Here is a 12,886-nt window from a genome sequence, read left to right on the forward strand (position 1 = left end):
CTCCTTAGCAACATGATAACTATTGAATTATCAAGGCTAATGCGTTTGTTGTACCTGATGCTTGAGTCATTTTAATCGAAAGCCAATCTTGGCCCCACCGGTACAATCTGAGTTGGATTAATCGTTTTATGGCTAAAATAATAATGCTGCTTAATGTGTAAAAAATTAACCGTTTCACTGATACCAGGATGATGATAGAGTTTTTTTAAATAGGTGGATAGTGCGGGATAATCATTAATACGCTGCTGGTTCGCTTTAAAGTGGCTATAGTAAACCGCATCAAAGCGAATAAGGGTCGTAAACAAACGCCAATCGGCTTCGGTTAGTACATCTCCTACTAAATACTTATGGTTGCTCAAATGATGTTCAAGCTCATCCAGTGTGGCAAATAATTCATTGTACGCTTCTTCGTAAGCCTCTTGTGTTGTAGCAAATCCACATTTATAAACGCCATTATTCACAGTGTGATAAATTTTATCATTGACGGTATCAATTTCTGTATGTAAAAACTCTGGATAAAAATCTTGTTTATCACCTGTTAAATCATTAAAAGCATGGTTAAATTGACGAATAATTTCAGCAGATTCATTACTGACAATGGTTTTTTCTTTCTTATCCCACAGCACAGGCACAGTGACTCTACCGGTATATTGGCTATCCGCTTTTGTATAAATTTCATACAAATAATTTAGACCATAAAGATTATCTCCAGTCGCCCCCAGACCCACTTTAAATTCCCATCCATTTTCAAGCATATGAGGATGCACAATAGAAATATCGATATAGTGTTCCAGTTTTTTAAGTTTTCTAAATATCAAGGTTCGGTGTGCCCACGGGCAAGCCAAAGAGACATACAAATGATAGCGTCCTTTTTCCGGTGGGAAGGGAGTATTTGCTTCATTTTTAATGGCATTCCTAAATTGCGTAGGCTCTCGTTTAAATGTGCCCCCGGTTTTGGAAGTATCATACCACTGGTCATGCCAGTGCCCATCAATTAATAAGCCCATTCTTCTTCTCCCTAAGCTTGAATGCATCTTGAATATAGAGGAAATTACAATAAATTAAATTTTACTCAATTTATACCAGCAAGAAGCGAAAATTCTTTTGAATCTCATTCAAGCTGAATTTATTTAAAAATAAAGAAAAACTCATCCAGGCACTGAGGGCCGCCAAATCCTTAAAAGGTGGAGGTAAATACACAGGGGGAGATAAAATACCTCTTTCCTTTAATTCCCCCAACAAAGGTAAATCATCAAGAATTAATTTACCAGTGAAAAGCAAAGGAATGGAATCAATTCGCCGCTGACTGATTGCAAAACGCATATAATTATAGATTAAAAGAAATCCCTTCGCGTAAGATAAATCTTTGGTAAAAGGCCCTCCCTCGGGCGTACTGCCGCGAAATACGCGAACAGTATGATTATAACTATCATCTTCAGTTAAGCCGCATTCAATAAAATAGCGATAGATATCAATAAAATTTGCCCCCTGCCGAACTTTCTCCAGTGCAATCACACGATTGGTAATTTTACGCACCCGACCGGGATAAGACGAAAAGGTGACAATTTCAGTAATGACGGCAAGTCCCTCCTGAATCACGCTGCATGAAGGAGAGCCTTTTCCTAAAAAGGAACAGTAAGGCTGTGTTGCCCCATTTAGCGTTGTTCCCACATGAACCCAACCTTCATGAACCTCAAGGTATTTTAAATCCCGATCACTAAACATAGCATGTTGACTTAATTTAATAGTATCTGCTCCTGCAGAAGCATCGGCAACCATGTCATCGCTTACCATAACAGTGACTTTACCGGGATGCTGATCAAAAAAGTGGCTAAGACGCTCCTGCAATAACTCCTGTGCCTTTTGTGGCGTGTGCTTCTTTTCATCTGCTTCTGATTTAAGCTGTACCTCAAGTGCTGTTAATACATCAAATAAAAGCGTGCCTAATTCAGACAGACGCGGCCCACCTGAATAAAATGCATCATCCGGACTGCCATAAAGTTCCATTGCCAGTTCACAAAATGCCGGAGTACCTCGAGCATTCAGCATTTGCACTGCGCGTGCATATTCCTCACATTGCCGTTTAATTAAACGCGTAACAGGTGAGTATTGCCCCAATTGATTTTGTGCATCGCGGACAATCAAGCGAAATTCTTCCTGCTTTTCAGTAGCATCGAAAGGTAAAGGCTTATTTAGGTAGTAATCTCTATCTATTTTAGGCAGGGCCTGTGCTTTTTTGGTAAAAAAATCCTTTTTAATCGCATCATCCCACTTGATGCTATCCAAAATTCGTATCGTCCGCTGTGCCTCTACAAGACGAGCAGATAACTCCTGGATAACACGTAATTCATCTGATTCAGTTGCCATAGGGTTTAACCTTTAATTAAGATGCATCTTCCGCGATCGTGGAATCTAACGGAGGTGCAATACCTACCTTTGCATTTTTACTCTGTGCAGGTAAATCATAAAAGTGACTAATATTATTATCAGTTAGTGGTGGAGGAACTACCAGTGATTGGCCATTTTTGCTGCGTAAATAGAGCGCCTCACCATTACTGGCATAATTGGAACAAGCTGGTAAAACTAAAACAGAAAGAACGATAAGACCAATTTTTTTCACAACAATTTTTCCTTCTTAAATAAGTTGCAAGTTGCGCAGAACCTGCTCTAGTGCTTGATGATGTTCTTCAGACAAAGACGTTAAGGGCAATCGTAGTTCATCTTTCATTAAACCCATTTTACTCAAAGCCCATTTTACCGGAATGGGATTGGCTTCAACGAATAATAACTGATGAAGAGGCATTAACTGTTCGTTAATTTTTAGACAGCCGGCAGGATCATTATCAAAAGCAGCATCAGCTAGTTTGGCCATTTGCCTTGCAGCCACATTCGCTGTGACAGAAATAACCCCTTTTGCACCAGCTAAAATCCATTGTGCAGCTGTAGGGTCATCACCGCTATAAACATCAAGACCCTCACATAAACGCAAAATTTGCTGCAAGCGAGTCATTTGACCTGTTGCCTCTTTGATCCCAATAATATTTGAAATTTTTCCAAGTCTTGCGACTGTTTCCGGCAATAAATCACAGGCAGTACGACCTGGTACATTGTACAGAATGATTGGCATGGCCACTGCTTTGGCAATTGCACTATAATGCTGATAAAGTCCTTCCTGAGTAGGTTTGATATACGCTGGAGTCATTATCAATGCTGCATGAGCACCGCACTCCATGGCTTCTTGAGTCAATGCAATACACTCTTTGGTTGCATTCATTGCGGTACCTGCAATAACAGGAATGCGTTCCCTTGCCTGCTCTATCGCTGTTTTAATGACTAAAATCTTTTCTTGATGGGAAAGAGTACCTGCTTCACCAGTAGTTCCTGCAGCAACAATAGCATGAGTCCCGGCAGAGATATGAAATTCAACCAATTCACGTAAACAATTTAAATCAACTGCATCATCCGTCATCGGGGTGGCTAAGGCCACAATACTACCATGAAACATAGCACTCTCTTTTCTTAAGACTGATTTGCCAATACTACTGGGGGAGCGACAATTTCTCAAGCCTCATAAACTTACTTTCCGATTTACTGTTTAAGAAGACAAGTCCCTCGTATAATACAGCTAAGATTAAAAGAGTCCTCTTTCTATCTGATTTTTTGCAAACTCCATGGCTTTTATCTCCGCTTCTTTTGGTGTAGTAAACATCTTACCTACTGATTTTTTGATAATATAAGTATATTGCTCATGGTGAAAGATCAGAAGATATTCGCCTGCATATTTACCATTAATAGGCTGAGAGGAACACTCAAATTCTATTCCGTGATGTTTTCCTTTCATAGCTTTCCCTACTGCTGATTTACTTCCTTGTATTGTCCCTTTTAATTATAGATTAAAGTTATCAATCCGAGCAGCTTCATTTTGCATAGGTAGCTCTTTTACCAAAGAAAATTATTTTTTGATTCATCCGATTACATGATTTACATGTGAGATAAAATGCACACAATTTCAATTTTATGAATTTTTGTAGCTCCAGTATTTCCTCGAATATTTTGGAGAATTTATAATCATAATTCTAACTACCAAATCTTTATGGCGTTTGACAAGGTATGCACAGAGTTATCCACAGATTTTGGGGATAACATGATTGAAGCATTTTCTTGTATAAACAGCAAGATTCCTTACCAGCAAAGGAATTTAGGTAATATTCAAAGAGAGAATTGCTAAGTGAAAACTAAAGCTTAAAATAAATATCCACAAATTGTGGTGAAACTGAAAATAAAACTGCGGACAGACATATTAACAAATAAATTCTAAAAATACAGTCTTGACGTTTCTATATTTTTATAAATTTATTTTTCTCTAATGCAATTTACGGCATCTTCCCCGGGCAAAATCCTCCTTTATTTAAATTACAAACAACAAGGCGTCAGTCTAGAGCAAAGCGAAGGAGCCCCAGCAGATAAATCCCGCTCTTTGAATGAAAGATCCTTCAAGCGACAATGTCGCTTTCAGGATGACGTCTGTTATAATCTTTTGCATATTTTTTTCCATCTCGTCATCCAGAATGCGGCAAAGCCGCATGAAGGATTGCAAGTAGAACCCGATTCCATATCGAAGAGGTCCTTCGCTTTGCTCCCAAAGACGTACGTCATGTCGAACGTAGTGACACATCTCCTAATAAAAGACGTACGTCATGTCGAACGTAGTGAGACATCTCCTAATAAAGGATCCTTCACTTTACTCAGGGATGACCGTCGTCTTTTTTGATGTTTGCCACAATGTGGTTGGGATACTCAGGATTGACGGTAATTTGCGTAAGTGCCCATAGATTTTCACTAATGACTTACATTAAAAAATTCCCCCCAGGCAAAGCTTTTATTTTTTAAATTGACTTATTTTTAGGCATATGATCTTTTTTTGTACTAATATCTCTAGTGAAGGATCTACTTACAAGAGGAGCTTAACCATGAAAAGACTAATATATGTTATGTTTTTCTTGGGGTTATCGACTACAGGATTAGTTTCTTGTACCGCTACTCAAGTAGGCACAGCAACTGGAGCTGCCGCCGGAGCAGGAGTAGGATATGCTGTTAGTGGTGGAAGCGGATGGGGAACAGCCATCGGTGCAGGTGCAGGAGCATTAATCGGTAATACAATTGGTCGAGAACAAGACAGAAGAAACTGGTATTATAGAAATGGCTACTATTATTATTACTAATTTGCCTAGTAATAATTTCTAGAATTTCACATAATTCCATTTTGTCTTGTTTATAGGTCCTGCTAAACTATAAAATTGTAAGGCAAAATGGAATACTCACTGTATACTAATATTCACAATATTATTTACAAGGAATGTAATTATGCGATTAAAAGACAAAGTGGCTATCGTCACGGGTGCTGCCAGTGGCATTGGTAAAGAAATTGCGATTGTGTACGCAAAGGAAGGAGCAAAAGTAGCCATTGCCGATTTAAACCTCAGTCAGGCACAACAAACTGCAGATGAAATTCAGACTATGGGCGGAAAGGCCATGGCTGTAGCTATGAATGTAACTGATGAAGGACAGGTAAATAATGGTGTTGACTCTGTAGTCAGCAGCTATGGCGGAGTGGATATTCTTGTTAGCAACGCTGGTATTCAAATCATTGAAGCTGTCGATAAATTATCGTTTTCTGACTGGAAAAAAATGCTCGCTATCCATCTGGACGGCGCCTTTTTAACAACGAAAGCCTGCCTAAAACATATGTACTCCGCAAAGAAAGGCGGCAGTATTATTTATATGGGCTCTGTTCACTCTAAAGAAGCTTCCTTGTTAAAAGCGCCTTATGTAACTGCTAAACATGGCTTAATAGGTTTGTGTAAAGTGGTTGCCAAAGAGGGTGCAGCTCATGGCGTACGTGCTAATGTAATTTGTCCCGGTTTTGTCCGTACCCCCCTGGTAGATAAGCAGATTCCTGAACAAGCCAAAGAGCTTCATATGAGTGAAGAAGATGTCATTAAAAAAGTCATGCTTAAAGACACGGTAGATGGTGAATTTACCACCACCGATGATGTTGCTCAAACGGCTCTGTTTTTTGCCTCCTTTGATTCGAATGCCTTAACAGGACAATCATTAATTGTCAGCCACGGCTGGTGCATGGAATAACTTTCCTTTTTTATTAAGGTTACAAAACTACAGGAGTTATCGATGAATGAATCACAAATTAGGGAAAATGCCTTTGCGATGCCTTTTGCCAGCCCTTCCTATCCCCGCGGCCCTTATCGGTTTATTAACCGTGAGTATCTCATCATTACTTACGAAACCGAAATGGATTTATTGCGAGAAATTGTCCCTGCCCCTCTGGAGGTTACCGAACCACTGGTAAAATTTGAAGTCATCCGCATGCCTGATTCTACAGGTTTTGGCGATTATACAGAATCAGGTCAGGTAATCCCCGTGCGTTATCAGGGAAAGGAAGGCGGATATACCCATGCTATGTATCTCGATGATCACCCACCTATTGCAGGAGGACGGGAAATTTGGGGCTTTCCTAAAAAACTTGCTCGACCTCATCTAACCGTTGAAAAGGAAACACTTTTAGGTACCTTAGACTATGGCCATAATCGCATTGCAACCGCTACCATGGGCTATAAATATCAGACACTTGATCTTAAAAAGGTTGCTCAAGCGATGGTTACCCCATCCTATCTATTAAAAATTATTCCTCATGTTGATGGTAGTACCCGCATTTGTGAACTTGTTGAATATCATCTAGAGGATGTCACCATAAAGGGAGCATGGACAGGTCCTGCACAACTAGAACTCTTTCATCATGCGTTAGCACCGGTGGCCAGATTACCTGTAAAAAAAGTCATTAACGGTATGCATTTTGTTTCAGATTTGACCTTACCTTACGGGCGGGTTGTTTATGATTATTTGAAATAACTCATGCTAAAGGGATTGTTAGGCGATCCCTTAAACAAAACTAGCCCATACAGGAAATACCATGCTTATTTTAATTGGTTATTTTATAATTTTACTCTCCGTTTTTGGTGGATTTGCCTTAGCTGGAGGACATTTGGCTGCTATCATGCAGCCCGTGGAATTATTAATTATTGCAGGTGCTGCCCTTGGTTCTCTAGTAGTTGGTAATAATCTTAGCGTTTTAAAATCCATTAGTAGCGCATTACCTGTTTTATTTACCAATGCTAAATCAAGCAAAACCCTATATAAAGACCTTTTAAGTTTATTGTATGCACTAATGAACAAAGGAAGACAAGAGGGTTTTATGTCTTTGGAAAATGATGTCGATGATCCTGCTAGTAGCGCTATTTTTACCAATTACCCGCGTCTAATGGCCAAACCCCACATTATTGAATTTCTTTGTGATTATTTACGCTTAATGATTACGTCAAACATGCAACCTTACCAACTGGAATCATTGATGGAAAGTGAAATCGAAACTTATCATCAAGAAGATTCAATTCCTGCGAATGCTATCGCTAAACTGGCGGATGGTATGCCAGCGTTTGGTATTGTAGCAGCGGTTTTAGGGGTTGTGCATTCCATGGAGTCTATTAATTTACCTCCTTCTGAGCTTGGTGTGCTTGTTGCGCAGGCACTGGTAGGAACTTTTTTAGGAATTTTGCTAGGTTATGGCTTTATTGGACCCCTTGCTACAGCTATGGAGCAAAGAACGAATGATGCGATTCTTATGCTGAATTGTATTAAAGTTACCCTATTAGCCAGCGCCCACAATTACCCCCCTATTATTGCCACAGAATTTGGCCGCAAGGTTTTATTTTCAACAACCAGACCTTCCTTTAATGAATTGAATGAAGAGATTAAACCTAGCAAGCAGGAAACATCAGAAGAAGCAGCCTAGAGATCCACTATGTCCGGAAATGATAATTTAATTATTTTAAAGAGAGCCAGGAAGCATCAAAAACATCCTCATGGCGGCTCATGGAAAATCGCTTATGCTGATTTTGTCACTGCCATGATGGCCTTTTTCCTGTTGATGTGGCTAGTTGCCTCACTCAATAAAGCACAGAAAGATGGACTAGCTGAATATTTTAAGCAACCCTTACGCATTGCCTTGATTGGTGGGGACAGCATGGGGGCACGTAAAAAAACAATTAATGGTGGAGGAACCGATCTCAAACAAAAGGAGGGTCAGGTAGCAGCAGGCAATCAATCACTGGAACAAAAAAAGGAAATTCAAAAACTGGAGCAGTTAAAAGACACCTTAATGTTGACTATAACCAGTGATCCTGCTTTAGCTGATTTAAAGCATCGTCTGTTAATGGATGTAGTCTCTGAAGGTTTGCGAATTCAGTTGATTGATAATAAAAGCAAGCCCATGTTTGGTATTGGCAGTGATGAAATTGACCCAGAAGTGCAACAATTGCTTGATAAGATAGCCAAAGTATTAACTAATGTCCCTAATAAGATTAGTATTCAGGGACATACAGACGCCCACCCTTATCATAACCCTGAGGATTTAAACCAAAGTAACTGGGAACTCTCTACCCAACGCGCCAATACTGCCCGTAGGGCATTGGTTAAAGCGGGCATGCCTGAGGATAAGGTAATGGAAGTGATAGGTTATGCTTCCACTGTCTTATTGGATAAAAAAAATCCACTAAACCCTGGCAATCGCCGCATTACGATTATTGTCATGAAAAAAGAAGCTGAGGCTAAAATTATTCAAAATAAATAGGCGTGCTTTCTTTTTTGATTAAGCGAGATAAAAATACTGCGTATTATATAACTCTTTGATTTAGGCTTGTAATTCGAAAAGGTAATAAAATCATCTTATAACTTGCTAGATAGGGATATTATTATAATGGAAACCAGAGCAGTTTATATTGCTGGAGGCATGCGGACTCCTTTCGTGAAATCCATGACCTCTTATAAAGAAACCTCGACTCAAGACTTGATGATTGTCTCCTTAAAAGCACTTGTAGAAAAAATGAAACTTGAAGATCGACTACTTGGTGATGTAGGCCTGGGGGCTGTTATTAACAGCTCTTCAAATTGGAATCTAGCTCGAGAATGTGTATTGGGCACTAAACTAAATCCCCACACACCAGCCTATACTTTGCAACGCGCCTGTGGCACAAGTTTGGAAACTACACTGCAAATTGCTCTTAAAATAGCCAACTATCAAATTGAAGACGGTATTGCTGGAGGTGTCGACACCAATAGTGATATTCCCCTTATGTTTCGCAAGAGTTTTGCACGTAAACTACTAGCGTTTAATCAGGTAAAAAGCTTCCCAGAAAGACTAAAGCTTATCGCTTCTTTTCGCCTTGGCGATTTAAAACCAGAATTTCCTGCTGTAGTTGAACCGCGAACGGGACTTTCTATGGGACAGCATACTGAAAAAATGGTTAAAGAGTGGCAGATTTCTCGTCACGAACAAGACGAGTTGGCATTTAGAAGCCATCAAAATGCTGCGAAAGCTTATCAAGAAGGATTTTATGATGATTTGGTTTGTGACTATTCCGGACTTAAACGGGATGGAATAGTAAGAGACAATACCACTATCGAAAAATTAGCCACCTTAAAACCGGCATTTGACCGTAGCGAGGAAGGTAGTTTAACGGCTGGTAATAGTACTCCACTCACCGATGGTTCCTCGGCGGTTTACTTACTTAGCGAAGCTGTTGCCAAGCAATATCACTATCCAATGCTTGCACGCTTTGTAGACGCGCAAGTTGCTGCAGTTGATTTTGTACACGGTGAAGGTTTATTAATGGCACCTACCATTGCCGTAAGCGAATTACTAAAACGAAACCAATTAGAGCTACAAGATTTTGATTTTTATGAAATTCATGAGGCATTTGCGGGTCAAGTTCTTTGTACATTAAAAGCGTGGGAATCGGCTGATTATTGTCAACGCGTATTAAATCGTAAATATCCCTTAGGCTCACTTGATAGAGAAAAAATGAATATTAAAGGGGGCAGTCTTGCTTTAGGACATCCTTTTGCAGCAACAGGCACACGAATTGTAAGTAATTTAGCTAAAATTTTGCATCAGCATGGCAAAGGAAGAGGATTAATTTCAATTTGCACAGCGGGTGGAATGGGGGTTGCAGCCATTTTGGAGGCAGTAAAATGAGGAATAAGATCAACCTATGACGTGCACCTGGTTACTGGCTTTTGGGAAAGATTCGGCGATAAAGATAAAGAGCAAAAATAGTTGATGTTGCGATAGGTGAGTTGACTCTATCTCAATCATAATGTAAGAAAGTTGAAAAATTAAAAGCCCTTAATTATTTAGAATGACTAATAGATTATAATCCTACAGAGACATAAGTTTTAGATATGAAGCACTTATTACAGTGAAATTGGAGTTTAAATGAGCACACCAGAAGATAAGGTAAAGCAAAATCAAGAAATCGCCAGATTACGAGAACTTCATCAAACAAAGAATCGGACTAGTGACCAAGAGAATGAATATAAGCGTCTTTTAGATGCATATCGAGAAAGTATTCTTAAAAATAAGCGTCTTTTGGAAGAAGATAAACCACAACCCCAATATCAGCTTGACAGTAAAAAGAAAGGGTTTGTTGCCGAGCTGCTGGAAGACTACAAAAAGGAAACAGGTAAAGAACCCATTGCTCAACCAGGAGGATTGGTTGCTCTTCATTTTGATTCACAAGAAGATGCTGTCAAATTTCTTCAAGAGCAGGCAAAAAAGAATCGTGGATTTGACGCTTACGATAAGGAAAAGGACCATCGGATGTATTCGGATGGTAAAGGCACTTTCGTTCATGGAACTAAAGTAGAGGTCGATGCTTACTTGAAAAATCCAAAATCCTTCGATCTCGATAAAACTGGTAGATTAACCGCCAAAGAACCTGAAAGTACAAAAAAAGTTTCTCCAACCTAAGCTCATCCGCCCCAGACTTTGGCTCTATCTGCATCATTTGAGATGGAGTCCACTCCTTCATCAATGTCTTTATTGCCTACTTGCTGGCACACCTACCCCTATATTATCGGGCTAAAATTACATTCCCTAAAGGAATACTAAAAAGAGAAAAATTCTTTTTCGCACACCAATCAATTTGATTATAATTTGAGCAAAATGATTAACTTGAGATAATTTATGCGTGAAAAAACAGAATCTAGTGTCAATAATCATACTTTTACTAAATATATTTTTGTTCGTAGCGATAGAAAAGAGAAAGTCCAGCATAAGCGATTTAATGCTTATCAAGTAACACCGGCTCACCATATGAATTTATCCAGAGACGATGCTAAATTGTATGAGGACTCTGGTTATTTAAGTACCTTTATGCTTACTGGTGGCATGGGATTAGAGCAAGTCTTGAAGCTCAACACAAAATATGTGCATTTTATCTGTATAGATAAATGCGTTTGTGAACACCTCTTTTTAACCGGCGGTACGAGAGGATTAACCATAGAGGGAAAAGAAACGACCGTACAGCGCCTTGATGGCACCAGTTGGCAAAAACCACCCTTTAATCCTTTGATACCGCAACTATTTTTTACCAATACCATGCAGATTGAATTAGGTTTAATTGGTGTAAGAGACTTAAGTGAAGTATTGTTGGGAGGAAATTGGCAGGATTTCGCTCAGATCTATTCTCTCGAAAGAACTGAGGCAAGGGAAATGCTAACACCACAATACAGGGACGATAAAACTTTTTATAATGATTTGAACAGTAAAACCACTCCCTATACTGTCGCATCGGGAATTTTTCGTTATACAGAAGCAAAAGAAAAATTAGAAAAGGGGCAACTGCTCCAACAGGCTTTTACCTGGTGGAATCAGCTCGAAAGTAAATCATTTTTTTGCTTTATCTATGGCATGTTTTACCGAGGCCGCCCCTATGAATTGGCAGAAGTCTCTTCCAGAGAAATTTGGGAAATGCATAGACTTCACCTGAATTTAAATAGAATCTTTGCTAATAATCCAGAGGTCAAAAAATTTTTTACTTTGAATATGGATATTGCCATGCAATTTCTTGGGACAAGTTCTTTTGATGAATTGTATCAACCTCTTGCTACTCGCTTTGTAGCTGAGATTAAAAACTTTTTGGCTTTGCCTGAAGATCTAAGGACACATCAGGCCCGACAAAGAATACCCATGGTCTATATTATTCAAAAAAAGTTGAATGTCGAAATTTGCTTCTGGCGACTTTATAAAAAAGTAGCCACCATGCGACCCAATGAGGCGGCCTCTCATGTTTTGCACATGGGGAAAGACAACATCATTCAAGGCTGGCATATTGCTATAAATGATCCACGCCAACATGAAATCATTACCTCATTAATGACAATCAACGAGAACCTGAGGGATCTTATTACTATACAAATTCTTAACAGAAAGACAGAGTCAGCATCCCATCTTAAATCAAGCAACCATTTATTAGGAGAATGGTTTAAAGAGTTCGCAGCAAGATGGTCACGAGAACATAGCAATCATGCTACCCTGACATTAATACCCTCTTCTCTTAAAAAATTATCTAGAACAGTTTGCCATTTCAACCGATTATTTGTTGAGTTTTCAAAATGTAGCCATAACGAGGAGCAAAAGAAGGCTTATCTTAAATTGCAGGACAAACTTGGTTCCGTAATTATGAAAGCAACACACCACCAAGCCCTTTCTTTAAAGCAAACTCAGCAGTTTATGGAAGAGAGCTTAAAAGAATTAACAAGGTATTTAGTTACTCTTCTGGCCGGACAAATAAAATTAATGCATTTTGTTAATCTGTCGAAGAAACTGGAACATTTTGAAAGAGATTATCTAACCAAGGAATGCGAACGGGTTAATATGGACTTTAATCCCGGATAATTGGAGAAGCTCTTACACAATGGAGTTATACCACCCTGTTACTAATTAACCCAATGCGAAACTTCTAATTTTCCA

General features: G+C 39.1%; 13 protein-coding genes. 8 read left to right on the plus strand and 5 right to left on the minus strand.

Translation table 11 applies throughout. The annotated features are described in order from the left end of the window. Positions 1-71: 71 nt before the first annotated feature. The 5 genes from clem_RS10270 to clem_RS10290 all read right to left on the minus strand — a co-directional run bounded on the left by clem_RS10270 (position 72) and on the right by clem_RS10290 (position 3,841). Complete coding sequence (locus clem_RS10270; RefSeq protein WP_094091471.1) at positions 72-1,007, minus strand: glutathione S-transferase family protein; 936 nt, start codon at positions 1,005-1,007, stop codon at positions 72-74. A 70-nt stretch (positions 1,008-1,077) separates the two neighbouring features. Then, positions 1,078-2,367 carry a flavohemoglobin expression-modulating QEGLA motif protein gene (locus clem_RS10275; protein WP_094091472.1) on the minus strand — a complete coding sequence of 430 codons (1,290 nt, stop codon included), beginning with the start codon at positions 2,365-2,367 and terminating at the stop codon, positions 1,078-1,080. Between the two features lie 16 nt (positions 2,368-2,383). Then, positions 2,384-2,620, minus strand: coding sequence for a hypothetical protein (locus clem_RS10280; protein ID WP_094091473.1), 237 nt, complete (start codon positions 2,618-2,620; stop codon positions 2,384-2,386). A 15-nt stretch (positions 2,621-2,635) separates the two neighbouring features. Further along, positions 2,636-3,505 carry a 4-hydroxy-tetrahydrodipicolinate synthase gene (dapA, locus tag clem_RS10285; RefSeq protein WP_094091474.1) on the minus strand — a complete coding sequence of 290 codons (870 nt, stop codon included), beginning with the start codon at positions 3,503-3,505 and terminating at the stop codon, positions 2,636-2,638. A 126-nt stretch (positions 3,506-3,631) separates the two neighbouring features. Beyond that, the gene (locus clem_RS10290) at positions 3,632-3,841 is read right to left on the minus strand and encodes a hypothetical protein (protein WP_094091475.1); all 210 of its coding nucleotides are present in this window, start codon (positions 3,839-3,841) and stop codon (positions 3,632-3,634) included. A gap of 1,129 nt (positions 3,842-4,970) precedes the next feature. Between clem_RS10290 and clem_RS10300 the strand changes: the two genes are divergently transcribed. The 8 genes from clem_RS10300 to clem_RS10335 all read left to right on the plus strand — a co-directional run bounded on the left by clem_RS10300 (position 4,971) and on the right by clem_RS10335 (position 12,811). Next, positions 4,971-5,222, plus strand: coding sequence for a glycine zipper domain-containing protein (locus tag clem_RS10300; protein WP_094091477.1), 252 nt, complete (start codon positions 4,971-4,973; stop codon positions 5,220-5,222). Between the two features lie 142 nt (positions 5,223-5,364). Continuing rightward, positions 5,365-6,147 (plus strand): 3-hydroxybutyrate dehydrogenase, encoded by a 783-nt coding sequence (locus clem_RS10305; RefSeq protein ID WP_094091478.1) that lies wholly within the window; start codon positions 5,365-5,367, stop codon positions 6,145-6,147. A 42-nt stretch (positions 6,148-6,189) separates the two neighbouring features. Then, positions 6,190-6,927, plus strand: a complete 738-nt coding sequence (locus tag clem_RS10310) for an acetoacetate decarboxylase (RefSeq protein WP_094091479.1) — start codon at positions 6,190-6,192, stop codon at positions 6,925-6,927. Between the two features lie 61 nt (positions 6,928-6,988). Beyond that, a complete protein-coding gene (gene motA / locus clem_RS10315) occupies positions 6,989-7,867 on the plus strand; it encodes a flagellar motor stator protein MotA (protein ID WP_094091480.1) in 879 nt (292 codons plus the stop codon). Between the two features lie 9 nt (positions 7,868-7,876). Beyond that, complete coding sequence (motB, locus tag clem_RS10320; protein ID WP_094091481.1) at positions 7,877-8,704, plus strand: flagellar motor protein MotB; 828 nt, start codon at positions 7,877-7,879, stop codon at positions 8,702-8,704. Positions 8,705-8,830: 126 nt separating this feature from the next. Then, positions 8,831-10,108, plus strand: a complete 1,278-nt coding sequence (locus clem_RS10325; protein ID WP_094091482.1) for an acetyl-CoA C-acetyltransferase — start codon at positions 8,831-8,833, stop codon at positions 10,106-10,108. A gap of 240 nt (positions 10,109-10,348) precedes the next feature. After that, on the plus strand, positions 10,349-10,882 hold the full coding sequence (locus tag clem_RS10330; protein ID WP_094091483.1) for a hypothetical protein: 534 nt from the start codon (positions 10,349-10,351) through the stop codon (positions 10,880-10,882). A gap of 216 nt (positions 10,883-11,098) precedes the next feature. Next, the gene (locus clem_RS10335; RefSeq protein WP_094091484.1) at positions 11,099-12,811 is read left to right on the plus strand and encodes a hypothetical protein; all 1,713 of its coding nucleotides are present in this window, start codon (positions 11,099-11,101) and stop codon (positions 12,809-12,811) included. Positions 12,812-12,886 lie beyond the last annotated feature (75 nt).

This window comes from Legionella clemsonensis, from assembly GCF_002240035.1.
Lineage (GTDB): Bacteria > Pseudomonadota > Gammaproteobacteria > Legionellales > Legionellaceae > Tatlockia > Tatlockia clemsonensis.

Bases quoted from the DNA above. Each gene is read 5' to 3' on its own strand.
- clem_RS10330 (WP_094091483.1), top strand. From the start codon at position 10,349: ATGAGCACACCAGAAGATAAGGTAAAGCAAAATCAAGAAATCGCCAGA.
- motB (WP_094091481.1), top strand. From the start codon at position 7,877: ATGTCCGGAAATGATAATTTAATTATTTTAAAGAGAGCCAGGAAGCAT.
- clem_RS10305 (WP_094091478.1), top strand. From the start codon at position 5,365: ATGCGATTAAAAGACAAAGTGGCTATCGTCACGGGTGCTGCCAGTGGC.
- clem_RS10270 (WP_094091471.1), bottom strand. From the start codon at position 1,007: ATGGGCTTATTAATTGATGGGCACTGGCATGACCAGTGGTATGATACT.
- motA (WP_094091480.1), top strand. From the start codon at position 6,989: ATGCTTATTTTAATTGGTTATTTTATAATTTTACTCTCCGTTTTTGGT.
- clem_RS10275 (WP_094091472.1), bottom strand. From the start codon at position 2,367: ATGGCAACTGAATCAGATGAATTACGTGTTATCCAGGAGTTATCTGCT.
- clem_RS10310 (WP_094091479.1), top strand. From the start codon at position 6,190: ATGAATGAATCACAAATTAGGGAAAATGCCTTTGCGATGCCTTTTGCC.
- dapA (WP_094091474.1), bottom strand. From the start codon at position 3,505: ATGTTTCATGGTAGTATTGTGGCCTTAGCCACCCCGATGACGGATGAT.
- clem_RS10335 (WP_094091484.1), top strand. From the start codon at position 11,099: ATGCGTGAAAAAACAGAATCTAGTGTCAATAATCATACTTTTACTAAA.
- clem_RS10290 (WP_094091475.1), bottom strand. From the start codon at position 3,841: ATGAAAGGAAAACATCACGGAATAGAATTTGAGTGTTCCTCTCAGCCT.
- clem_RS10300 (WP_094091477.1), top strand. From the start codon at position 4,971: ATGAAAAGACTAATATATGTTATGTTTTTCTTGGGGTTATCGACTACA.
- clem_RS10325 (WP_094091482.1), top strand. From the start codon at position 8,831: ATGGAAACCAGAGCAGTTTATATTGCTGGAGGCATGCGGACTCCTTTC.